Annotated in this window: 8 protein-coding genes; 2 read left to right on the top strand and 6 right to left on the bottom strand. The window is 74.9% G+C overall.

The genetic code is table 11. The features are described 5' to 3' along the window. Positions 1–5: 5 nt before the first annotated feature. Positions 6–533 (top strand): DapH/DapD/GlmU-related protein, encoded by a 528-nt coding sequence (locus ACF07N_RS04885; protein ID WP_383336299.1) that lies wholly within the window; start codon positions 6–8, stop codon positions 531–533. On the opposite strand, the gene ACF07N_RS04880 is transcribed toward ACF07N_RS04885, so the two are convergent. Both ACF07N_RS04880 and ACF07N_RS04875 read right to left on the bottom strand, forming a co-directional pair. After that, positions 517–936 carry a hypothetical protein gene (locus ACF07N_RS04880; RefSeq protein ID WP_392108407.1) on the bottom strand — a complete coding sequence of 140 codons (420 nt, stop codon included), beginning with the start codon at positions 934–936 and terminating at the stop codon, positions 517–519. The genes ACF07N_RS04885 and ACF07N_RS04880 overlap by 17 nt on opposite strands. 101 nt (positions 937–1,037) lie before the next feature. After that, positions 1,038–1,847 carry a hypothetical protein gene (locus ACF07N_RS04875; RefSeq protein ID WP_392108404.1) on the bottom strand — a complete coding sequence of 270 codons (810 nt, stop codon included), beginning with the start codon at positions 1,845–1,847 and terminating at the stop codon, positions 1,038–1,040. A 213-nt stretch (positions 1,848–2,060) separates the two neighbouring features. Between ACF07N_RS04875 and ACF07N_RS04870 the strand changes: the two genes are divergently transcribed. After that, positions 2,061–2,516, top strand: coding sequence for a hypothetical protein (locus tag ACF07N_RS04870; protein ID WP_392108401.1), 456 nt, complete (start codon positions 2,061–2,063; stop codon positions 2,514–2,516). 72 nt (positions 2,517–2,588) lie between these two features. Here the strand turns inward: ACF07N_RS04870 and ACF07N_RS04865 are convergent, their stop codons facing one another. The 4 genes from ACF07N_RS04865 to ACF07N_RS04850 all read right to left on the bottom strand — a co-directional run bounded on the left by ACF07N_RS04865 (position 2,589) and on the right by ACF07N_RS04850 (position 25,033). Continuing rightward, positions 2,589–3,704 carry an epoxide hydrolase family protein gene (locus ACF07N_RS04865; RefSeq protein ID WP_392108398.1) on the bottom strand — a complete coding sequence of 372 codons (1,116 nt, stop codon included), beginning with the start codon at positions 3,702–3,704 and terminating at the stop codon, positions 2,589–2,591. A 206-nt stretch (positions 3,705–3,910) separates the two neighbouring features. Next, positions 3,911–4,423: a GNAT family N-acetyltransferase gene (locus ACF07N_RS04860; protein ID WP_383588143.1), complete on the bottom strand. Its 513-nt coding sequence runs from the start codon at positions 4,421–4,423 to the stop codon at positions 3,911–3,913. Between the two features lie 93 nt (positions 4,424–4,516). Beyond that, positions 4,517–4,720, bottom strand: a complete 204-nt coding sequence (locus ACF07N_RS04855) for an MbtH family protein (RefSeq protein WP_383336232.1) — start codon at positions 4,718–4,720, stop codon at positions 4,517–4,519. A gap of 108 nt (positions 4,721–4,828) precedes the next feature. Then, positions 4,829–25,033, bottom strand: a complete 20,205-nt coding sequence (locus ACF07N_RS04850; protein WP_392108393.1) for a non-ribosomal peptide synthase/polyketide synthase — start codon at positions 25,031–25,033, stop codon at positions 4,829–4,831. Positions 25,034–25,036 lie beyond the last annotated feature (3 nt).

The following is a 25,036-nucleotide window of genomic DNA, read 5'->3' as shown; positions in this document are numbered from 1 at the left end:
AGGTCATGTTCGTCCGGACGCCCGATTCCGCACGCTACACGGCGCGCGTCGCGGAGGTGACCGATGTGACGTCTCGACTGAACGTGCTCCCGTTCAGCGACATCGAAGGCCGCAAGGAGCTTCTTTCTCTGGTGTTCGGTGGCCCACTGCCGGAATCGGTGACGATCTATCCACCGTTCTTCACCGAGTACGGGCTGAACACGACCTTCGGGGAGAACGTCTTCGTCAACCAGGGATGCACCTTCATGGACAGAGGGGGCATCAGCATCGGCAACGGCGTCATGATCGCCCCGAAGGTCAGCCTCATCACCGGAGGTCATCCCCTGCCCCGGGCCGAGCGCCGCACGTACCTCTCCTTCGCCCCGATTGTCATCGAGGACGACGTCTGGATCGGGACGGCTGCGGTGATCACGCAGGGGGTGACCATCGGTGCCGGCGCGGTGGTCGCCGCCGGCGCGGTGGTCACACGAGATGTCCCTGCGGACACCGTCGTCGCGGGAGTGCCCGCCCGGGTGATCAAGACGACCGGCTGAGCCCGGCCGGGCTGCTCTCGTCGAGGCGGGTGAAGCCGGCCAGGCGTGGTGTGATGGTGAAGGGGAACGGGGCGCCGTCGGGTGTCTGCAGGGCCGCCACGATGTCGTCGTCCGGTTCGCCGAACACTTCGAAGCGCTGGACGGTGCAGTGCTCCATCACCTCGCGGATGTACGGGTCCGACAACCGCCAGTGGGTGCGGATGGCGTCGGAGTCCCGGTAGAGCTGGAAGCTGTGCGCCAGCATCCGTTCCTCGTCGATGTACACCTCCACCATGAGTTGGGGCCCGTGCGCCTCGACGAAGGTCACCGCCCGCGCTATGGCACGCCGGAAGTCGTCCAGGTGACCCTCGGTGATGCGCATGGTGTTGTGGAACAGGATGACGTTGCTGTTCGTGTCCTTCATACGCCGAGTGTCGTATCTCGACTTCACTTGAGGTCAAGTGCGGGCCGCCGTGCGGCCGGCGCTTCGCCCGCGCGCTCGCGATCACGATCACGCGCAGCGCGTCACCACTGCCGTTGCTGCCGGAGCCGTTCGACCTCCCGGGCAGCGGAAAGGCAGGCGTCGACGTAGTCCCGCGCAGCGCTGGCGGTCACGGCGGCCGGCTCGCGCAGGGCGTCCTCGCTCAGCCGGTGCAGACGCTCGATGACCATCACCGTGTACGGGGATGCCCCGAGGGAAGTGAGCCGGGCGCCGAACTCCGAAGGACGGGACGGCGCGGGGAAACCGACGGCCGTGACGACGTCCGTGCACAGGGCGTGCAGCGCGTTCCAGGCCGTGGCCACCGCACCCGCGGGCGCTGCGTCCACCGCGTGCCGTGCCTCGCGCAGTTGAGTGCCTCGGGTGGGTGAGAGGTATCCGTTCCGCACGGGGCCGTACTGCGCCGGAGGGGAAGCGGGTACCGGCCCGGGATAGCCGTATCCGGCGCCCGGCGGCACCGGCCGGGGCTCGAACTCCGTTCCTCCTGACGGGGCGTGATCGGCGTGATCGCCGGGTTCGCGGGCGCTCCCTCCGGTCGCGGAACCAGGCGCCTGCGCACCGGCGCCGAACGCCGGAGGCGACGGGATGGAGCGCTGCCGCACGGGAGGAGGGGGCGGTGGAGCGGACACGGCGCTGCTGTCCGTCCCGGTCTCCGACTGCCGCAGTACGTCCCGCGCTGCGGCAGCGAACTCGATGGCTCCGACCGGTGTTTCCACCCGGGACAACCGCTGGATGGTGTCGCGCAGATGGGCCCGGAGAAACCAGAGCACGGTGAGCGTGACGGCGGGCCAGGCCAGCGCCTGCACGTACTTGAGGACGAGTTCGGCGATGCGCACGGTGCCATGGTGATGCATGAGCCATGCAGCCGGCCTCACGGTCCGGGCCGTCCTGACCGGTTCCCTCATAGCCGCGTCTCAAATTCGCCGCTCACAAGCCGTCTCCCGTGCGCGGTCCGCTGGCTGGAAGGGGCAGTCGGGTGCGCCGCGGACGTCGGCCTGATGACATGGTGGCGGGCTACCGCACCACTTGGTCCCCGGAGGACAGCAGATATGAGCGACGAGGTCGAGCGGGCCAACGGACTCGTGCCCGTCCAGTACCACCAGTTCGAGATCCGCGACGAGGAGGAGCACCTGGGCGGCGCCCGACGGGAGCGCGGCCACGACGGTCTGGTGCACGTCACGCACGGTGCAGTCACCGTGCTGACCGGCATCCACACCGGCGACGTCGACGTCACCGTCGCCCTCCACGCATCGCGACCGCGACCCGACAGCGGTGACTGGCAGGAGATCGTCGAGGTCTCGGCACACTCCGCATCCGGCGATCTCATGATCCGCGGCCTCATGGACGACCTGGACGAGGAACTTCCCGTTCTGTCGTTCCGCGGACCCGGCGACTACATGCTGCGCATCCACGCCCGTGGCCGCGACACCGCCTTCGACCTGGCTCCCGACGAGGTCACCGAGTGGTACCTCATCCAGGCCTGGCCGGCACCGCGTCATAGGTGACCGTACTCGCCTCCGCCGGCTCCGGCCACCGCCGGTTCTGTGGGTGCGCGGCGAGGCCGCCCCCTTCAGGCATCACGCATACCTCTGCCTCGCCAGGTCCACCGCCGTGCGGACACCGGCAGCGTACGCCGAAGGGCACTCCCAGGCCGCGAAGTGGCCACCGGCGCTTTCCTCGGTCCAGGAACGGACGTCGAAGAAGCGTGCGGCGAACTCGCGCGGCGCGTTGACGAGGTCCTTCGGGAAGACCGTGAAGGCCGTGGGGACATCGATGCGTCCGGCCGGCTTCGCCGCGTTCTCGGCGTAAGGGGTGAAGGAGGTGCCGATGGCGCCACTGACCCAGTACGCGGTGATCCACGTGAGCAACTCGTCCCGGGTGAACACCGTCTCCACATCGCCGCCGCAGTCGGTCCACGCCCGCAGTTTCTCCACGATCCAGGCGGCCAGGCCCGCGGGCGAGTCACCCAGGGCCACCGCCAGCGTGTGCGGTTTGGTGGCCTGCTCGTGCATGTAGCCGCCCTCCGTGGCCTGCCAGTGGTGACCGTGCCGGACGTACGCCCGCTCCGCGTCGGACAGGTCCTGCGGCGGGTCCACCAGGAAGCGGTACTGCGACACGTCCGTCAGGTGCAGGGCGGCGACCCGGTCGGGGTGGGCGGCGGCCAGTGCCTCGGCGACGTCGCAGCCCACGTCGCCGGCGGACACGACATAGCGCTCGTAGCCGAGCCCGGCCACCGCGTTCGCGATCGCTTCGGCCATGTCCCGGGACGACATGCCGCGGCGGGCGACAGGTGCGGCGAACGGGAAGCCGGGCAGGGCCGGGACGATCACGTGGAGGTCGGACAGCAACGGCCAGACCTTCTCGAAGCGCAGAACGGAGTCGGGCCACCCGTGCAGCAGCACCACCGCCACCGCGTCGCTGCGTGCTGCTCGCCGATGGATCGCCCGCACCGGCGCGTCGGGGAGACCGGTGAGGGTCCACGGCAGGGCGCGGAGCCGGGCTTCGTGCTCGCGCCAGTCGTAGGAGCCGGCCCAGTAGGAGATGAGGTCCGCGAGGTAGTCGCCGTCGACACCGCGCGCCCATCCGAAACCGGTGGGGACGTCGACCGGGCGGTAGCCGCGCAGGCGGCGGCGGAGGTCGTCGAGCACCGGCTGCTCGACGGCGGGGGCTGCGGCCTGTTGCGTGCTCGTCATGCTCGGTCGTCCTCTCGCCGGCTTCACACGTGTCTCATGTCCGCGTCCCGGCGGGCCGGAACGTCCTCTGGGAGGCGTCTGCCCCGGCGGGCGTGTCCCGACCGTCGGCGAGGTCGCCCTTCTCGGTGGCTTGTCGCCCAGGAGACGCCTCGGCGCCCTTGGCCCCCGTGACGCACCACGCCGCCCTCACCGGCGTCCGGCCCGCATCATCCCGCCTCCGTTGTCGCGATCACCATCACCTTGGTCACCTCCCCGTCGTCGCCCGTCACGTCCCGGACGTGGCGGAAGCCCAGGCGGCGGCAGAGGGCCAGGCTGGCGGTGTTGCCGGCTCCGACCATGCCGTAGGCCTCCTTCAGCCCGAGGTTGGCGGCGGCGTGGCGCAGCAGGCCGCGGACCACTTCCGTGCCGAGGCCGCGGCCCCAATGGGCGGGCGCCAGGGCGGCTATCAGTTCGTGTCCGTCGACGTTGCCCGTCTTCTTCACCTCGGCGTGCCCGACGAAGACGTCCTGCTGCCACAGCCCCCACACGTCGAACCGGCGCTGGGGGTAGACGTCGTCGAGGATGGCGCGGAACAGCGTGCGGATGTCCGCTTCGGGCACGCGTTCCTGGCCCATCCAGCGGCACACCTCCTCGTCGCGCAGCAGGGCCACGAAGGCGTCCTCGTCCTCGGGGCGGTAGGGGCGGAAGGTGAGGCGTTCGGTGTGCAGGACCGGTGTCATGAGGGCTCCCGGGGAAGGGCAGGCGGGCGAGGGCCGGGCCGGGGCGCGCTGTCGGGCGCCCCGGCCCGGCCCGTGGGAGAGTGCGCGGGCGCGTCAGGCCCGGGCGTTCTCCATGCGCTCACGCAGGCTGCGCGGGCGCATGTCGGTCCAGACCTCGTCGACGTAGGCGGAGCACTCGGCCTCCGTGCCCTCCTTGCCGACGGGCTGCCAGCCGGCGGGGACCTCCAGGTCGGCGGGCCACAGCGAGTACTGCTCCTCGTCGTTGCGCAGCACCTGGTAGCGGGTGTTCTCGTCCATGTCTGTCGGTCTCGCTCTCTTTGATTGTGACGGTTCGTGACGGGTGGGTGGTGCGGGACGGCCGGTCGTCCGGTGGTGGCGGTGGGGCGCGGCCCACGGGGAGGGGCGTCACCGGCGGTCGCGAGCGTGGTGGGCGATGTGGCGCAGGGCGTGGGCGAAGTCCTCGGCGACCCGGCGGACGGTGTCGGTGGCGTGCAGGGCGGGCCGGTGGTGCCAGGTGAAGGACAGCCGGCCGCGCTGGACCGCGCCGACGATCTCCAGGGGGTGGGAGCCGCTGTCGCGCGGGTCGTGGTGGCGGCCGAAGGAGCCGTGCTCGGTGCGCACGAGGCCGTCGCCCGGGCTGTCGGGGCGGGCGTCCCACTGACCGAGGTAGTTGAAGACGACCTGTCCGTGTGCGCCGCGGCCGAGGCGTTCGCGCACCTCGGGCGGGCCGAAGGTGCGCAGCGCGCCGAAGCCGAGGCCGTTGCCGGGTACGGCGCGCAGCTGGCGGCGTACCGACTTCACCAGGGTCCGCCAGTCGCGGCCGGGGCCGAGCTCCGCGGGTTCGGGGATGCGGAGGGCGACGGGGTGGACGGCGGTGAACCAGCCGACGGTGCGGGTGAGGTCGACGTCGTCGAGGACGTCCTCGCGGCCGTGTCCCTCCAGGTCGAGGCGGACCTCCTCGCGGCCGGTCCAGCGGGCCAGGGCGAGCGCGAGGGCGGCGAGCAGCACGTCGTTGACGCGGGTGCGGTAGGCGGTCGGGGCGGCCCGCAGCAGCGCTTCGGTGTCGGCCTCGTCCAGTTCGACGGTGAGGGTGTCCACGGCGCCCGTGCCGGGCCCCTCCGGTGTTCCCGCGGGGAGGGGCTCGGCGGTGTCCACCGCGTGTTCCCAGTAGGGCAGTTCGTGGTCGAGGGCGCCGGCCGCGACATGCGCGGCGAGGCCCCGGGCCCAGTCGCGGAAGGACGTGGTGCGTGCGCCCAGCGACACGGGTTCGCCCTGGGCGGCCTGGCGGTAGGCGGCTTCGAGGTCGTCGCGCAGGATGCGCCAGGAGACGGCGTCCACGACGAGGTGATGGGCGACCAGGAGGAGGAAGGCGGGGCGGTCGGCGGCGCCGGTGAACAGGGCCGCCCGCAGCAGCGGTCCACGTGCCAGGTCGAAGCCGGTGTGCAGGTCGTCGGCGGCCTTCTCCATCGCCGCGTCGGCGTCGGTGGGGGTCAGTCCGGTGAGGTCGTGGCGGGTCAGGAGCCGGTCGCGGTCGGTGTCGGTGACCGGCGGGTTGAACTGGCGCCAGCCGTCCTGCTCCACCGTGAAGCGCATGCGCAGGGCGTCGTGATGGTCGAGCAGGGCGTTGAGGGCCGTCTCCAGGGCGGCGGCGTCCACGTCGGCGGTGAGTTCCACCAGCAGGGACTGGTTGAAGTGGGCGTGGCTGGCGCGCGGGCCGGTCAGGAACCAGTCCTGGATGGGGGTGAGCGGCACGTCCCCGCTCACCGTCTCGTCGCCGGAGTGCCGGGGCGCGGCGGTGACGACGCCGGCCAGCTCGGCGAGGGTCTGGTGGGTGAACAGGTCGCGGGTGGTCAGGTGCAGTCCGTCGCGCCGCAGGCGGGAGACGACCTGCATGCTGAGGATGGAGTCGCCGCCGAGGTGGAAGAAGTTGTCGTGGGCTCCGACCCGGGCCACGCCGAGGACGTCGGACCAGATGCGGGCGATGCGGCGTTCGGTGTCGGTGCGCGGGGGCGTGTGCGGCCCGGTGGCGGTGTGGGTGGGGCCGGGTTCGGGCAGCGCGCCGCGGTCGATCTTGCCGTTCGGGGTGAGCGGCAGGTGGGCCAGCGGCACGAACGCCGAGGGGATCATGTGGGGTGGCAGCAGCCCGGCGAGGTGGTCGCGCAGCCGGGGCACCGGCAGGTCCTCCAGGGGGCCCTCGGCGGGCACGACGTAGGCGACCAGCCGTCCCCCGGAGCGGCCGTCCGGGTCGCCGCCGGCACCGCGTACGGTGACCACCGCGTCGCGCACCAGCGGGCCGGCGCGCAGCGCGCTCTCGATCTCCGCGGGCTCGATGCGGAAGCCGCGCAGTTTGACCTGGTCGTCGGCGCGTCCGGCGAAGCGCAGTTCGCCGTCGGTGTCCCAGCGGGCCAGGTCGCCGGTGCGGTACATGCGTGCGCCGGGGGCGCCGAACGGGTCGGCGACGAAACGGGACGCGGTCAGGCCGGGCCGGCCGAGGTAGCCGCGGGCCAGGCCGGGGCCGGACACGTAGAGCTCGCCGGTGATGCCGGGCGGGACGGGGCGAAGGGCGGCGTCCAGGACGTGGACGCGGGTGGCGCCGGCGGGGCGTCCGATGGGTGGGGCGCCCGTGCCCGGGGTGAGCGGGCCGGTCCAGGTGGCGACGACGGTGGCCTCGGTGGGGCCGTACGAGTTGATCATCCGCCGGCCGGGGGCCCACCGTTCGACGAGGTGGGCGGGGCAGGCCTCGGCGCCGACGATGAGGGTGCGCAGGTGCGGCAGGGCGCCGGCGGTCGCGGGATCGACCGTGGCGAGGGCGGCGGGCGGGATCAGCGTGTGGGTGACCTCCCGTTCGGCGAGGGCCTGGGCGAGGCGCTCGCCGACGAGGGGGCCCTCCTCCCCGGTGAGCAGGGTGGCTCCGCTGAGCAGCGACACGCACAGCTCCAGGACCGAGGCGTCGAAGCTGGGTGAGGCGAAGTGCAGGACCCGGTCGCCGGGGCCCGCGTCGTAGCGGTCGGCGGCCGCCGCGGCGAAGGCGGCGAGGCCGCGGTGTGTCACCGTGACGCCCTTCGGCGTGCCGGTGGAGCCGGAGGTGTAGATGACGTACGCCGGGTGGTCGACGGTCAGCGGGGCCGTGCGGTCGGCGTCGGTGGGTGCGGTGTCCGGTCCGGCCGCGTCCCATACGGCGGCGGGGTCGTCCAGCACGAGCCGGGCTTCCGCGTCGCGCAGCATGAACTCCCGGCGCTGCCGCGGGTAGTCCGGGTCGACGGGCAGGAAGGCGCCGCCGGCCTTGGTGACGGCGAGCTGCGCGACGATCGTCTCGGCGCTGCGGGGCAGGGCCAGCGCCACGGTCCGCTCGGGGCCCACGCCCTGGGCGATGAGGCGGTGCGCCAGCCGGTTGGCGGCGCGTTCGACCTGTGCGTACGTCAGCTCCCGGCCGTCGGCGTCGGCCAGGGCCACGGCGTCGGGCGTGCGGGCGGCCTGCCGTTCGAACAGCTCGGGCAGGGTCGCCGCCGGGACCGGCCGGGCGGTGCCGCGGCCGTGGTCGAGGACGGTCTTGAGGGTCTCGTCGGTGGCCAGGGGCAGGGAGCCCAGGGGCCGGTCGGGGTCGTCGGCGACGGCGGTCAGGAGGGTGGCGAGCTGGTCGGCCATGCGTTCGGCGGTGGCCGCCTCGAACAGGTCGGTGTTGTAGGTGAGCACGCCGTGCAGTTCACCGGTGCCGGTCTCGGCGAACTCCAGGGTGAGGTCGAACGCGGCGTGCCGCAGCTCGCTGTCGACGTCGGTGACCTGGAGGCCGGGCAGGTCCAGGGCGGCGGCCGGGGCGTTCTGGAGGACCACCATGACCTGGAACAGCGGGGTGCGGCTGGTGTCGCGGACCGGCTGCACCTCGTCCACCACCTGCTCGAACGGCGCCTCCTGGTGGGCGAACGCGTCGAGGACGGTGTCGCGGACCGCGTCGAGGAACTCGGGGAAGGGCCGGTCGGGCCGGACGCGGGAGCGCAGCACGAGGGTGTTGACGAAGAACCCGACGAGGTGCTGGACCTCGGCGCGGTCACGGCCCGAGGTGACCGTGCCGACGGTGATGTCCTCGCCGCCGGTCAGCCGGGCCAGGTAGGCCTGGGCGGCGGCGACCAGCGTGGTGAACAGGGTGGCCTGCCGGTCCCGGCCCACCCGGGTGAGGCGGCGGGTGGTGTCGCGGGGCAGGGCGAGCCGTACGGAGGCGCCCCGGTGGGTGCGGACCGCCGGGCGGGGCCGGTCGGTGGGCAGGTCCAGTGTCTCCAGTCCGGCCAGGTGCTCCTTCCAGTAGGCGAGGTGGCCGTCGGTGCCGCGCCCGCGCTGCCAGTGCGCGTAGTCGGCGTACTGCACCGGCAGCGGCGGCAAGGCGCCCGATTCCGCGCCGAGTTCGGTGCGGTAGAAGTGGGCGAGGTCGCCGGTGAGGACGCCCGTGGACCAGCCGTCGGTGACGATGTGGTGCAGGGTCAGCGTCAGGACGTGCTCGTCGTCGGCGAGCCTGATCAGTCCCGTGTGCAGGAGCGGGCCGCGCCGCAGGTCGAAGGTGCGGGCGCGTTCGGCGTCCAGGAGGTCCGCGAGCCGGGCGTCGCGTGCGCTGCCCGGCAGTGCGGACAGGTCGTGCAGGGTCAGCGGTACGTCTCCGGCCGGGTGGACGGTCTGCACGCCGTGGCCGTCGACCGCGTCGAAGGTGGTGCGCAGCGCCTCGTGCCGCTGGACCAGGGCGCGCAGGGCCCCGGTGAGGGCGGGCACGTCGAGCCGGCCGCGCAGCCGCAGGGCCAGCGCGGTGACGTACTCGCCGCTGCCCGGCGCGAACTCCTCCAGGAACCACAGGCGTTGCTGGGCGTACGACATCGGGGCGGGCGTGTCCCGGGTGACGGGGACGATCGGGGCGGGGCCGGGGTCGCCGGGGCGTTCCTCGGTGAGCAGGGCGGCGAGGGCCTCGGGGGTCGGATGGGTGAACACCGCGCGCGGGGACAGGTCGGTGCCGAACGCCTCTGACAGGCGCACGGCCAGCCGGATGCTGAGGATGGAGTCGCCGCCCAGCTGGAAGAAGTCGTCCCGCACGCCGGGGCGCGGCACGGACAGGACGTCGGCGAAGACCTCCACCGTGCGGCGCTCGGCGTCGGTGCGCGGCTCGGCCGGTGCGCCCTCGGACGCGCCGCTCGCGGGTTCCGGGGCGGGGAGCGCCGCGCGGTCGACCTTGCCGTTGCGGCTGAGCGGCAGCGCGGGCAGGACCACGAAGGCCGACGGCACGAGGTAGTCCGGCAGGGAGCGCCGGGCGGACTCCGTGAGGGCCGTGACGTCTTCGGTGCCCACCACGTAGGCCACTAGGCGGCGGCTGCCGGGCCGGTCCTCGCGGGCCAGCACCGTCACGTCGGTGACGGCGGGGTGCGCCGCGAGAACCGCCTCGACCTCGCCGGGTTCGACACGGAAGCCGCGGATCTTCACCTGGTCGTCGGCGCGGCCGAGGAACTCGACGGTGCCGTCGGGGCGGCGGCGGGCCAGGTCGCCGGTGCGGTACATGCGGCTGCCGGGCGGGCCGGCCGGGTCGGCGAGGAAGCGGGCCGCGGTGTCGCCGGGGCGGCCCAGGTAGCCGCGGGCCACGCCCTCGCCGGCGAGGTACAGCTCACCGGGGCAGCCCGGCGGCACGGGCCGCAGCCGCCCGTCGAGAACGTGGACGCGCATGTCGTCGAGCGGGTGGCCGATGGGCACGGTGCCGGGGACGTCCGTCGCGTCGGTGAGCGCGAAGGACGTCGCGAACGTCGTGGTCTCGGTCGGGCCGTAGCCGTCCACGACGGTCAGGCCGGGGCAGGCGTTCAGGACGCGGTGTACGGCCGCGGCGGGCACGACGTCGCCGCCGGTCCACACCTGGCGCAGACCGGTGAAGCAGTCCGGCGCGTCCTGGGCGAGGAGCCGGAAGAGCCCGGCGGTCAGCCACAGGGCGCTCAGACCGGTGCCGTGGACCAGGTGCCGCAGCAGCGCGGCGTCCAGCGGCCGTGAGGGTGCCACGACGACACAGCCGCCGGTGAGCAGCGGCGCCCACACCTCGAAGGTGGCGGCGTCGAAGGCCACCGGGGAGTGCAGCAGCACCCGTTCGCACACGCCGCCGGTGAAGCGGCTGTCGGTGGCGAGGGCGGCCACGTCACGGTGGCGTACGGCGACCGCCTTCGGTTCGCCGGTCGAGCCGGAGGTGAACATCACGTACGCGAGCCGGTCGGGGTCCGCCGGTGCGGCGAGGGGCGCGTCCGGCACGGGGGTGCGCGCGGCGGTGACGTCCTCGGCGGTCAGCCGGGCCGTCGCGCCGGCGCGTTCGATCAGGGTGCGGCGCCGGTCCTCGGGGGCGCGGGCGTCGACGGGCACGTAGGCGCCGCCCGCCTTGAGGACGGCGAGCTGGGCGACGACGAGTGCGGCGCCGCGGTCCATCAGCAGGGCCACCCGGTCCTCGGGCCGCAGTCCGCCGGCGAGGAGCCGGGAGGCCACCGCGTCGGACCAGTCGTGCAGTTGACGGTAGGTCAGCTGGAAGTCGCCGTCGCGCAGGGCGGGCGCTTCGGGGGTGCGGCGGGCCCGCTCGGCGAACAGGTCGACGGGGCTGCGCGGCCCGGTCCGGCGGACGGTGGTGTTCCACCGCTGCAGCAGGGCGTGGTCGTCCTCGGTCAGCGCCTCCAGGCCGGTGACGTCCGCGTCCGTCTCCAGAGCGTCGGCGAGGGCGCGCAGGACGACCGTGAGGCGGTCAGCGAGGCGTTCGGCGGTGTCCGCGTCGAACAGGCCGTCGTCGTAGGCGAGGTCGACGCCGAGGCGGTCGCCGAGGTGGGCGCGCAGGCACAGCGGGAAGGTGGGCGCGTCCTCGGCGCGCACCTCCTCGACCCGCACGCCCGTGCGGGCCGTGGCGGACTCGTCGACGGGGTAGTTCTCGAACACCACCATGCTGTCGAACAGCGGCTCACCGGCCGGGGTCTCGCTCAGCGCCTGGATGCGGGGCAGGGCGAGGAAGTCGAAGCGCCGGGCGTCGCTCTGCCGCTCCTGCACCTCGCGCAGCCAGGAGACCGCTCCCCCGCCCGCCACGCGGATGCGGTTGGGCACGGTGTTGATGAACATGCCGATCATCGACTCCACGCCGGGCAGTTCGGCCGGGCGTCCGGAGACGGTGGTGCCGAACACGACGTCGTCGCGGCCGCTGTGGCGGGCCAGGAGCAGCGCCCAGGCGCCCTCGATCACGGTGTTCACCGTGAGCCCGGCCCGGGCGGTGCTGTGCCGCAGCCGCGCCGACAGGTCCTCGTCCAGCCGTCGGCTCGTGACGGCGGCGGCGCGGGCGCGGTGCTCTTCGGCCGGTGTGCGGTCGTAGGGCAGTGGGGTGCGGGCGGAGAATCCGGCGAGGGCCCGGGACCAGTGGGCCTCGGCGGCGGTCTCGTCCTGGTCGCGCAGCCAGCGCAGGAAGTCGGCGAACGGGCGCCTGACCGGTGCGGGGGCCGCCCGTCCGCCGGTGAGGGCGGCGTAGCGTTCGCACACCTCGGTGAGGAGCTGTCCGGTGCTCCAGCCGTCCAGGGCCAGGTGGTGGGAGGACCACAGCAGCAGGATCTCGTCGCCGGGGAGCGCGGCCAGGGTGACGCGGGTGAGCGGTGCGGTGTTCAGGTCCATGCCCGCCGCGCGGTCGGCGGCCAGGAGCTCTTCGGTGGCCGCCGAGCGCTCCTCGGGTGTGAGGCCTCGCCAGTCCAGGTGGGTGACGGGCAGCTCCACGCGCCGGTGCACGACCTGCACGGGGTGCGGCAGTCCCTGCCAGTGGACGCTGGTGCGCAGGGCCTCGGTGCGGTCGGCGACCTGCTGCCAGGCGGTGGCGAAGCCCTGCGGGTCGCCCACCCCGGACAGGCGGACGGCCACCCGGTCCGAGTAGGCGCCCTCCGTGTCGACCAGGCCGTGGAAGAGCATGCCGGCTTGCAGGGGTGTCAGCGGCAGGACGTCGGCCACGTCCCGGCCGTCGCCCACCAGGCGGTCCAGGTCGCTCTGCCCGAGGCCGGCCAGCGGGAAGTCCGACGGGGTGCGGCCGCCCGCGTCCGGGCGGGCGCAGTGGGCGGCGATCTCGCGCAGCGCCGCGCACATCTCCTCGGCGAGCCCGCGGACGGTGGACTCGTCGTAGACGGCCGGCGGATAGGTCCAGCCGAGTTCGAGCCGGCCGTCCTGGACCACGCCGGTGATGTCCAGCAGGTACGGCCGGGGGGCGTCGGGGTCGGTGTCCGAGCCGGCCGGGGGCAGGGCCGCTCCGTACAGGCCGCTGCCACCGCCGTCGGCGTCCCACCGGCCGTGGTAGTTGAAGCCGATCCGGGGTGCCGGGGTCCCGCTCAGAGGGCTGCCGGGCAGCAGGTGGCGCAGCGCGCCGTGGCTCAGTCCGTGCAGGGGCACCGCGCGCAGCTGCTCCTTGACCGAGCGCAGGGTGTCGTGCCAGCCGGCGTCGGGGTCGACGGTCAGCGCGAGGGGGAACTCGGCGGTGAACCAGCCGACCGTCCGGGACAGGTCCAGGTCGTCGAAGAGGTCCTCGCGGCCGTGGCCCTCGACGCCGACCAGCACGCTCTCGCGTCCGCACCAGCGGGCCAGGGTGCGGCCGAGGGCGCTGAGCAGAACGTCGTTGACCTGGGTGCGGTAGACCTCAGGGACCTGCCGCAGCAGGGCCTCGGTGGTCTCCGGCTCCAGTTCCACGGTGACCGTGGCGGCGGTGCCGTGGGTGTTGGGGCCGGGCCGGCCCTCGGGCAGGTCGGCGGGGGCCTCCACGGTGCGCCGCCAGTGCTCCAGGTCGCCGTCCAGGGCACCGGAGCGGGTGTGGGCCTCCAGGCGGGCCGCCCAGAGGCCGTACGCGGTGGTGGCCGGGGGCAGCTCGACGGGGTGTCCGGCGGCGGCCTGCCGGTGGGCGGTCTCCAGGTCGGCCAGCAGGATCCGCCAGGAGACGCCGTCGACGGCCAGGTGGTGGACGGTGAAGAGGAGATGGGCGGGCTCGCGCGGACCGCGGTCGAGGAGCAGGACGCGCGCCAGGCGGCCCTCGACGGGGTCGAGGGCGGCGCGGGCCTCGTCCGCGAGGCGGGCCGTCTCGGCCTCCAGGACGGGACCGTCGAGACCCGTCACGTCGTGGTGGGTGACGATGCCGTCCGGGGCGGCGGGCAGGACCACCTGACGCCAGCCGTCGCCGGTGCGGCCGAAGCGGGTCCGCAGGGCCGGGTGATGGCGTACGAGAGCGTCCACGGCGGCGCGCAGAGCCGGCAGGTCGGTCCCGGGGGCGAGTTCGAGGCGCTGCGACATGGTGAAACGCAGCGGGTCGCCGGGGGCGCGGCCGTCGAGGTACCAGCGCTGGATGGGGGTGAGCGGCGCCTCGGCGGGGGCGGTCGTGTCGGCGGCGACCGGCGCCGACTCGGTGACCCGCAAGGCGAGTTCGGCGACGGTCTGGTGGCGGAAGACGTCCTTGGTGGTGAGTGCGAGTCCGGCCTGGCGGGCCCGGGAGACGATCTGGATGCTGAGGATCGAGTCGCCGCCGAGCGCGAAGAAGTTGTCGCGCGCGCCGACCCGTTCGACGCGCAGGACGTCCGCCCAGATTCCGGCCAGTGTCTCTTCGATGCCGGGGCGGGGGGCGACGTACGTGGCGGTGGTGCCGGGCTGCGCGGGCGGGGCGGGCAGGGCACGCCGGTCGGTCTTGCCGCTGGTGGTGCGCGGAATGCGGGTCAGCGGCACGAACGCCGCCGGCACCATGTGGTCCGGCAGGGTGCGGCGCAGCGCGAGCCGCAGTTCGTCGGCGCTCGGGGCGGTGTCCCCGGTGGGCACCAGATACGCCACGAGCATCAGCCGGCCCGCGTGGTCGCGTGCGGTGACGACGGCGTCGGTGACGCCGGGGTGGGCGAGCAGCGCGGCCTCGACCTCGCCGGGCTCGACGCGGAACCCGCGGATCTTGATCTGCTCGTCGGCGCGGCCGAGGAACTCCAGCACTCCCTGTTCGTCGCGGCGGGCGCGGTCGCCGGTGCGGTACATCCGCTCCCCCGGCGCGCCGAACGGATCGGCGAGGAACCGTGTCGCGGTCAGCCCGGGCCGGTTCAGGTAACCGCGGGCTATCTGCGCGCCGGCGAGGTACAGCTCGCCGGGTGTGCCGGGCGGCACCGGGCGCAGGGCACCGTCGAGGACATAGGCGCGGAGGTTGGCGCCGGGGCGTCCGATGACCGGCCCGTCGGGGTGCTCGGTGACGCGCCCGTAGGTGGCGTCGACGGTGCACTCGGTGGGGCCGTACATGTTGTAGACGGTGACGCCGAGCTCGGCGGCGGCGCACAGTTCGCGCCAGGTGTCGGGGCCGGTCGCCTCGCCGCCGACGAGCAGCACGCGGGGGTGGTGGCGGCCGGGTGCGAGGAGTCCCGCGGCGAGGAGTTCGCGCAGGAAGGACGGGGTGACGTTGACCAGGTCGAGGTGTCGTGCGCTGATCTGCGCGCAGAACGCCTCGGGGTCCAGGCGGACGTCCTCGTCGACGAGGTGGACCTCCTGGCCGAGGGCGAGCAGCAGCGGCCCCTCCCAGGAGGTGTCGAAGGAGAACGAGGCGCTGAGCGCGGCGCGCAGCCGCTGCCCGTCCGCGGTGTGCGGGGCGACGAGCCCGGCGCGGTGGTCGTGGCAGAGGTTGACCAGGTGGCGGTGTTCGACGACGACGCCCTTGGGGCGGCCGGTGGAGCCGGAGGTGTAGACGATGTAGGCCGCGTGGTCCGGGCGCAGCGGGGCCGGGCGGTCGTGGTCGGTGGGGTTGTGGGCGGGCAGCCGGTCCCACGGTGTGTCGCGCAGCGTGTCGGTGGTGACCAGGGTGTGCGGGGCGGCGTCCGCCAGGAGTCCGGCGGCGCGTTCGGCGGGCAGGTCGGGGTCGAGGTGGAGGAGGGTGGCGCCGGCCTTGGCGACGGCGAGGACCGCGGCCATCAGGTCGGAGGTGCGCGGCAGCCGGACCGCGACCACCCGTTCGGGGCCGGCGCCCTGGGCCAGCAGGTGGTGGGCGAGCCGGTTCGCGCGCTCGTTCAGGGCGGCGAAGCCGAGGGTGGCGTCCCGGGCCACCAGCGCGGTGGCGTGCGGGGTGCGCGCGGCCTGGGCCTCGAACAGGGCGGGGAAGGTGGTGTCCGGGACGCTCAGGTGCGCACCCTGGCCGTCGTGCAGCACCCGCCGCCGTTCGTCGGCGGTCATCAGCTCCAGCGCCCGTACGTCGCGGTCCGGGTCCTGCGCCGCCGCCTCCAGCAGCAGCCGCAAGCGGGCGGCGAGATGGTGGACGGTGTTTTCGTCGAACAGGCCGGTGTCGTACTCCAGGTGCCCGGTGACGCCGCCGTCGCTCTCGACGAAGTCGAAGGCCAGGTCGAAGGTGGCGTGCCGGACCGGCGGCAGCACCGGTTCGGCGTCCAGGCCCGGCAGGGCGGGGGCTTCGGCGCCCAGGTTGTGCAGAGCGACCATGACCTGGAACAGGGGGGTGCGGCTGGTGTCCCGTTCGGGCTGGAGGGCGTCCACCAGCCGTTCGAAGGGCACGTCCTGGTGGGCGAACGCGTCCAGGACGGTGCCGCGCACCTGCTGGAGCAGCGCGCGGAACGACGTGCCGGGCCGGACCTCGTTGCGCAGCACCAGCGTGTTCACGAACATGCCGACGACGTCGTGCAGTTCTGGACGTTCCCGGCCCGCGGTGACGGTGCCGACGGCGAAGTCCTCCTGGTCGGCCCAGCGGGACAGCAGGACCGTGCACGCGGTGAGCAGGGTCATGTAGAGGGTGGCGTCGGCCTCCCGGCCCCGCTCGCGCAGCCGGTCGGTCAGCTCGGCGGGCAGGGTGAAGGTGACGAGCGCGCCGTCGCGGGCGCGTACGGCGGGGCGCGGCCGGTCGGTGGGCAGCTCCAGCGGCGGCACGCCGGCCAGCTTCTCGCGCCAGTGGGCGAGTTGACGCTCGGCCTGTTCGGTGCGGGCGCGTTGCCAGGCGGCGTGGTCGGCGTACCGGACGGGCAGTTCGGGGAGTTCGGGGCGGCGGCCTGCGCGGGCGGCGGCGTACAGCTCGCCGAGGTCGCGGCCGAGGACGCCGAGCGACCAGCCGTCGGTGACGATGTGGTGGACGGCGAGGGCCAGCACGTGCTCGTCGTCCGCCGTGCGGGCCAGGCGGGCGCGCAGCAGCGGCCCGGCCGCCAGGTCGAAGGGCGTGGCGGCCTCGTGCTCCAGCAGCTCCTCCAGCGCCGCGCGCGGGTCGGGCGCGGCCGTGAGGTCGTCCACGGTGAGGGCGGCCGGGTGCGGTGGGCGCACCACCTGCCGGGGCTGTCCGTCCTGTTCGGTGAAGGTGGTGCGCAGGGCCTCGTGGCGGGCGACGAGGCCGTCCAGGGCGGTGCGCAGGGCCTGTTCGTCGAGCGGGCCGCGCAGGCGCAGTACGGACAGGGTCGTGTACTCGGTGCTGCCGGGCTCGAACCGGTCGAGGAACCACAGGCGTTGCTGGGCGTAGGACAGCGGCGCCGGGGTCTCGGGGGCGGTCGCGGGGATCGCGTCGGCGGGCGCGGCGGAGGTGTCTCCCACGGGATCGCCGAGTTCGGCGGCGAGTGCGGACACGGTGCTGTGGGTGAACAGCACGCGCGGGGACACGTCGGGGCCGAACGCGGCGCGCAGCCGGGCGGTGACGCGGACGGCGAGGATGGAGTCGCCGCCGAGCGCGAAGAAGTCGTCCCCGGCGTGCACCTCCTCGACCCCGAGGACGTCCGACCAGGCGGCGGCGACGGCCCGTTCGGCGGGGGTGCGCGGTGCGGTCCGGTCGGTGCCGGCGGCGTAGCCGTCCGCGGTCGGGGCGGGCAGGGCGCGCCGGTCGAGCTTGCCGTTGACGGTGAGCGGGAGGGCGTCCATCGGGACGTAGGCGGCGGGCACCATGTGGGCGGGCAGCAGCCGCTCCAGGTGGGCGCGCAGCTCGGCCGCCGCGGGTGCGGTGCCGCCGGATCCGACGACGTGCGCCACCAGCCGGCGGGTGCCGGAGGCGTCCTCGAACACCCCGACGGCGGCGTCGGCGACCCCGGGGTGGGTGTGCAGGGCGGCCTCGATCTCGCCGGGCTCGATGCGGTAGCCGCGGATCTTCACCTGGGCGTCCGCGCGGCCCAGGTACTCCAGGGTGCCGTCGGGCCGCCACCTGGCCCGGTCGCCGGTGCGGTACATGCGGCTCCCGGCCGGGCCGAACGGGTCGGCGAGGAACCGGGTCGCGGTCAGGCCGGGCCGGCCCAGGTAGCCGCGGGCCAGGCCCTCCCCCGCCACGTACAGCTCACCGGTCGCGCCCGGCGGCAGGGGTGCCAGGTCCGCGTCGAGCACGTACACCCTGAGGTCGGGTATCGCGACGCCGATCGGGCCGGCCGGGCCGTTCGCCGCGGTGGCGGGGTCGAGCGGGGCGTGGGTGACGTGCACGGTGGTCTCGGTGATGCCGTACATGTTCACCAGGCACGGCGCGTCGGCGGGGTGCCGGGCCCACCAGTCGGCGAGCCGGCCGACGTCCAGGGCCTCACCGCCGAAGATCACGGTGCGCAGGGCGAGGCGGGCACCGGTTTCGGGGTGTTCGGCGTCGGCGCGGGCGAGCGGGTAGAACGCGGACGGCGTCTGGTTGAGGACGGTGACCCCTTCGTCGGCCAGCAGCCGCAGGAAGTCCTCCGGGGAGCGCGCGGTCTCGTCGGGCACGACGACGAGCCGGCCGCCGTGCAGCAGCGGGCCCCACAGCTCCCACACGGAGAAGTCGAACGCGTAGGAGTGGAACAGCGTCCACACGTCGTCCGGGCCGAACGCGAACCACGGGCGGGTGCGGGTGAACAGCCGCACCACGTTGGCGTGCGGGATCACCACGCCCTTGGGGCGGCCGGTGGAGCCGGAGGTGTAGATGGCGTAGGCCGGGTTCTCCGGGAGGGGGCGGCGGGCCGTCCCGGGTCCCGTGGCCGGGCGGCGGGCGAGGTCGGCCTCCTCGTGCGGGGCGTCGAGCAGGACGACGGGCACACCGGTGCCGTCCACGCGGGTGGCGGTGTCGCGGGTGGTCACCAGGGTGACCGGGGTGGCGTCGGTGAGAAGGTGCGCGATGCGTTCGGCGGGTGAGTTCGGGTCGATCGGCAGATAGGCCGCGCCGGTCTTCAGCACGGCCAGGATCGCGACGACCTGGTCGGTGGAGCGGGGCAGGGCGAGGGCTACGAACCGCTCGGGCCCGGCGCCGAGTTCGGCGAGGCGGTGGGCGAGGCGCCCGGCGCGGGCGTCGAGGGTCGCGTAGTCCAGGTGCTCGCCTCCGCAGGTGACGGCGGTGTTGCCGGGGGTGCGGGCGGCCTGCGCCTCGAACAGGTCGACCAGCGTCCCGTCGGGACGGCCGCTCTCAGTGCCGTTCCAGTCGGTGAGGATGCGGTCGCGTTCCTCGGCCGTCGTCCAGGGCAGGGCGCGCAGCGGCCGGCCGGTGCCGTCGGCCAGGGCGGTCAGGAGCAGGCACAGCCGGCCGGCGAGCGCGCGGACGGTCTCCGCGTCGAACAGGGCCGGGTCGTAGGCGAGGTCGAAGCCGAGGCGTTCACCGTGGTAGGCGCGCAGGACGAGCGGGTAGTTGGTGGCGTCGCGGGAGGTCACCCCGGCCAGGCGGATCCCGGATCCGGCCGTGCGGGCCTCGTCGAAGGGGTAGTTCTCGAAGGCGACCATGCTGTGGAAGAGCGGGCTGCCGGACGGCACGTCGCTCAGCTGGGTCAGCTCGGCGAGCGAGGCGGCCGCGAACCGTCTCGACTCGGCCTGGGCGTCCTGCAGTGCGCGCAGCCAGTCCCCGGCGGCGCGGGCGGGGTCGACGCGGACACGGGTGGGCACGGTGTTGATGAACATGCCGACCATCGACTCGACGCCGGGCAGGTCGTCGGGCCGCCCGGAGACGGTCGTGCCGAACACCACGTCGTCCTGGGCGGCGTAGCGGGCGAGCAGCAGCGCCCAGGCGCCCTGGACGACCGTGTTGAGGGTGAGCCCGGCCGTGCGGGCGGTGCGTGCGAGGCGGGCCGACGCCTCCGTGTCCAGGCCTGCCGTGTGCACCTCGGCGGAGCGGGCCCGGTGGGCCTCGCGCAGGGGGCGGTCGGTGGGCAGCGGGGTGGGTTCCGCGAAGCCGGCCAGGACGCCCTGCCAGTGGGCGCGTGCGGCGTCGCGGTCCTGGCCGGCGAGCCAGCGCACGTAGTCGCCGAAGGGCCGCCGCACCGGCGGACGGGGCTCGGTGCCCGCGGTGAGCGCCGCGTACTCCTCGCACACGTCGGTCAGCACCTGGGCGAGGCTCCAGCCGTCCAGGATCAGGTGGTGGGACGTCCACAGCAGGTGCAGCCGGGCGTCGGGCAGCCGGACCAGGGTCAGCCGCATCAGCGGCGCGGCGGCCAGGTCGATGCCCCGCGCGAGGTCGTCGGCGCGCAGCCGGGCCAGGCGCTCGGCGCGTTCCGCCTCGTCCAGGTCACGCCAGTCGAGGTGGGTGACCGGCACCCGTGCGGCGCGGCGCACGACCTGGAGGGGCACGGGGACGTCCTCCCAGACCACGCAGGTGCGCAGGGCGGGCGTGCGGTCGGTGACGCGCTGCCAGGCGACGGCGAGGGCGTGCGGGTCCGTCACGCCCTCCAGCAGCAGGCCCGCCTGGTCGACGTAGACGTCGTCGGGGCCGCCGACCAGCCGGTGGAAGAGCATGCCCTCCTGGAGGGGGGTGAGCGGCAGGACGTCCTCCACGTCCCGGCCGTCGCCGACGAGGCGGTCCAGGCGCTCCTGGTCGAGGCGGGCCAGCGGGAAGTCGGACGGGGTGCGGCCGCCCGCCCCGGGGCGGGCGCAGTGCTCGGTGATCGCGGCGAGCGCGCCGGTCATGCCGTCGGCGAGGGCGCGGACGGTGGCCTCGTCGTGCACCTGGTCGCTGTAGTGCCAGGTGAGGTGCAACTCGCCGTCGGTGACCAGGGCCGAGACGTCCAGCAGATGGTCGAGGCGCGCGTCGGGGGCGATGTCGCGGCCGGGTGCCTCGCCCGCCGGGGCGAAGTCCCCGCCGTCGGGTGCCTCCCACTGGCCGTGGTAGTTGAAGCTGATCTGCGGCAGCGGCACGTCCCGCAGGGCGCGGGCGGCCGGGTCGGGCGAGCCGAGGCGGGCCAGCGCCTCGTGGCTCAGGCCGTGCCGGGGCACGGACCGCAGCCGCTCCTTGACGGCCTTCAGAGTGGCGCCCCAGTCGGGTTCCCCGGACGGTCCGGCGGGCGCGAGGGTCACGGGGTACTGGGCCGTGAACCAGCCCACCGTCCGGGACAGGTCCAGCGTGTCGTCCTCGCGGCCGTGCCCCTCCAGCAGGACGGTCACCCGCTCGGTGCCCGTCCAGTCGGCGAGGACCCGGCTCAGTGCGCCCAGCAGCACGTCGTTGACCTGGGTGCGGTAGACGGCGGGCACCCGGCGCAGCAGCGCCTCGGTGGTGGCGCGGTCCACGCGGGTGGCGAGGGTGCGGACCGAGCCGGCGAGCGGGGTGCCGGGGCGGTCCACGGGCAGCGGGGTGCGGGGCTCGGCGGCCTCGGCCGTCCAGTGGGGCAGGTCGGCGTCGAGCTCGCCGTCGCGCACCCGGCGCGCGAGGTGCGCGGCCCAATCGGTGAACGGCGTGGCGACGGGCTCCAGCCGGACCTCCTCTCCCCCGGCCGCCTGCCGGTAGGCCTCGGCGAGGTCCGGGAGCAGGATGCGCCAGGAGACGCTGTCCACCGCCAAGTGGTGCGCGGTGAGGAACAGTTGGGGCCGCTCGCCGGTGCGGGTGAACAGGGCGGCGCGGAGCAGGGCGCCGGTTTCCGGATCGAGTGCGGCGCGGGCGGCCCCGGCGGCCCGTTCGCGCTCGGCCGCCGGGTCGGTGGCGCCGGAGAGGTCGTGGCGGGTGAGCAGCCCGGTGGCCGGGCCCTCGCCGGGGTGCTGGCGCCAGGTGTCCCCCGAGCGGGCGAAGCGGGTGCGCAGCGCCGGGTGGTGGGCGGCCAGCGCCTCCAGGGCCCGCTCCAGGGCCGGCTCCTCCACGTCGTACGGCAGGTCCAGCAGCATCGACATGGTGAAGTGGCGCAGCGGGCCGTGCGTGGCGAGGAACCACTCCTGTACGGGCGTCAGCGGCGCCGGGCCCTGCTCGGCCGGGTGCCGGGGTGCGGGCACCCGCGCGGTGCGCGCGGACGCGGCGGCGGCGAGGTCGGCGACGGTCTGGTGGCGGAAGACGTCGCGTGAGGTCAGGTGCAGTCCGGCCGCGCGGGCGCGGGAGACGGCCTGGATGCTGAGGATGGAGTCGCCGCCCAGTTCGAAGAAGTTGTCCGTGACGCCGACCCGGCGCGTGCCCAGCACCTCGGCCCAGATGCGGGCGAGGGTCTCCTCCTCGGGGGTGCGCGGCGCGACGAACTCCCGCTCCTGCCCGGCACCCTGGAAGTCGGGGGCGGGCAGGGCCCGCCGGTCGACCTTGCCGCTGACGGTCATCGGCAGGGCGTCGAGCACCGTGAAGGAGGACGGCACCATGTGGTCGGGCAGCACCCGCCGCACGGCGGACCGTACGTCGCCCGCGGCGGGGGGTGCGGCGGGATCGGCGGGGACGAGGTGGGCGGCGAGCCGGACGTGGCCGTGCGGGTCGGTGACGGCGACGACCGCCGCGGCGGCCACCTCGGGCAGGTCGGTCAGGGCCGCCTCGACCTCGCCGGGCTCGATGCGGTGGCCGCGCACCTTGACCTGGTCGTCGGCGCGGCCCAGGTAGTCCAGGCGTCCGTCGGCGGTCCAGCGGGCCAGGTCGCCGGTGCGGTACATGCGGGTGCCGGGCGGGCCGAAGGGGTCGGGCAGGAACCGCGCGGCCGTCAGTCCCGGCCGCCCCCGGTAGCCGCGCGCCAGTTGGATACCGGCCAGGTACAACTCGCCGCCGACACCGGGCGGCACGGGGCGGAGCCGGTCGTCGAGGACGTAGGCGCGCACGTTGGGCAGCGGGCGGCCCACGGTCGGCCGGCCGTCGCCCTCGATACGGCAGGCCAGCGCGTCGACCGTGCACTCGGTGGGCCCGTAGAAGTTGTACGCGGCCACGTCCCGCCGGGCCGCCAGCTCCCGCCACAGGGCAGGTCCGACGGCCTCGCCGCCCAGCATGAGGACGCGCGGGGTGTGGCGCGGGTCGGTGAGGAGCCCGGCGGGCAGCAGCTGGCGCAGGTAGGTGGGGGTGAGGTCGAGGAAGTCGATGCGGTGTTCGACGACGTACTCGACCAGAGCGGCGACGTCCAGCCGGGTCGTCTCGTCGACCAGGTGCAGCGGGTGGCCGTCGGCCATCAGCAGCACGCCCTCCAGCGAGGTGTCGAAGGAGAACGACGCGGTGAGCGCCACGCGCAGCGGCCCGCCGCCGGCCTCGGCGACGAATCCCTCGCGGTGGCCCGCCAGGAGGTTCGCCGCGGACCGGTGCGTCACGGCGACGCCCTTGGGGCGGCCGGTGGAGCCGGAGGTGTAGATGACGTAGGCGGTGGTGTCGGGGTGCGGTGGCGCCCAGGGGCCACCGGGGGTGCCGCCCCCGGTCGTGTCGCCACCGGAGGTCCCGACGCCGGTCGTGTCGCCATCGGAGCTCCCGAGGCCGGTCGTGTCGCCATCGGAGGTCCAGCCCCCGGTCGTGTCGCCACCGGCGGTCCCGCCCCCGGTCGTGTCGCCACCGGAGATTGCGCCACCGGTGGATCGACCACCGGATGTGCCCCTGCCGGAGGTCCCGCCGTCGGTGGTGCCCTCGCCGGTGGTGCGCCCGCCGGAGGTCCTGCCGCCGGTGGTGCCCCCGCCCGTGGTGTCGCCGCCCGGGACGTCGGCCGCCTCCCGGAGGGCCGCCTCGTCCAGGACGAGCGCGGGACGCGCGTCGTCCAGCAGGAAGCGGACGCGGTCCCCGGGCAGCGCCGGGTCCAGGGGCAGGTAGCCGGCGCCGGCCTTCCAGACGGCGAGGATCGCCACGATCATGTCGGCGGTGCGCGGCAGTCTGAGGGCGACCAGGCGCTCGGGTCCGGCTCCCCGCGCCACCAGGTGGTGGGCCAGGCGTTCGGCGCGCGCGTCGAGCGTCGCGTAGTCGAGGCGGACGTCGCCGGCGACCAGGGCGGTGGCCCGCGGGGTCCGGGCCGCCTGCCGGGCGAACAGCTCGGGCAGGGTCTCCTCGGGGACCGGGCGCGCGGTGGCGTTCCAGTCCCGCGTCACCTGCCGCTCCTGCCCGGGCGAGAGCAGGGACAGGGCGCCGAGCGGCCGGCCGGGGTCGGTGGCGGCGCCCTCCAGCGCGCGCAGCAGCTGGTCCGCCATGCGCTCGGCGGTGGCCGCGTCGAACAGGTCGGTGCGGTACTCCAGCAGACCGGTCAGCCCGTCCCCGTCGGGCACGAACTCGACGCTCAGGTCGAACGTGGCGGCCCGCCGGGGCACGGCGACCGGGGAGGCGGTCAGGCCGTGCGGGTCGGGTGCGGCGGGCGGCGCCGGGTGCAGCAGGACCATCACGTCGAACAGGGGGTTGCGGCCCGCCTCGCGGGGAGCTCCGACCGCCTCGACCAGCCGCTCGAACGGCGTGTCGCCGTGCGCGAAGGCGTCGTTGACGGTGTCTGCCGCGGCCGTGAGCAGCTCCCGGAAAGTGCCGCTGGTCGCGACGCGGGTGCGCAGGGCGACGGTGTTGACGAAGAACCCGACGGTCCGTTCCAGGTCGGTGCGGCCGCGCCCGGGGGTGAGCGAGCCGACGGTGATGTCGTCCTGCCCGGACCAGCGGGCCAGCAGGGACTGGCAGGTGGCGACCAGGGCGGTGAACAGGGTGGTGTGCTGCTCGGCCGCGAGCTGCTTCAGCCGGGCCGTGGTGGCCGCGTCGACGGCGAAGGTGTGCACCGCGCCCGGGCCCGACTCCTCACCGCGGCGCGGCCGGTCCAGCGGCAGCTCCGGTGCGACCGCGCCGGACAGCTTCTCCCTCCAGTACGCCAGATGACGCTCCAGCCGGGTACCGGACAGCTGCTCGCGCTGCCACACGGCGAAGTCCGGGTACTGCGTGGCCACCGCCGGGAGGTCGGGCCGCGCGCCGCGGGCGAGGGCGTCGTAGGCGGTGCACAGCTCGTCCAGGACGACGCCCATGGACCAGCCGTCGGTCACGATGTGATGGGCCGTCAGCAGCAGGACGTGCCGGTCGGGCGCTTCCCGGAGCAGCAGGGCGCGCAGCGGCGGCCCGGCGTGCAGGTCGAAGGGCCGCTCGTACTCGGCCAGCAGGGCTGCCTCCGTGTCGGCTCCGGCCTCGCCCGTGAGGTCGCGCACGGGCAGCGACAGCGGCCCGGCGGGGTGCACGGTCTGCGCGGGGGTGCCGTCGTGTTCCTCGAACGTGGTGCGCAGCGCCTCGTGCCGCGCGACCACGTGCTCCAGTGCGGCGGCCAGGGCGGTGCGGTCGAGGGCGCCGGTCAGGCGCAGCGCCACGGCGCTGTTGTAGCGCGGGTCGCCGGGGCGCAGCCGGTCCAGGAACCACAGGCGCTGCTGGGCGAAGGACAGCGGCAGCGGCCGGGTGCGGTCGGCGCGCGGGATGCCCTGCCGGGCGGTGGCGCCCGGGGTGCCCGCGGCGGCCCGTCCGGCCAGGCGGCGGCGGAGTGCTTCCTGGAGGTCCTGCGGAAGGGCCTCGGCACGGTTTCGCTTCGAAGACGTCATGGT

The organism is Streptomyces sp. NPDC015242 (assembly GCF_043079125.1).
GTDB lineage: Bacteria > Actinomycetota > Actinomycetes > Streptomycetales > Streptomycetaceae > Streptomyces.
Note: the sequence above shows the minus strand (reverse complement) of the source record. Positions and strands in the feature narration are given on the sequence as shown.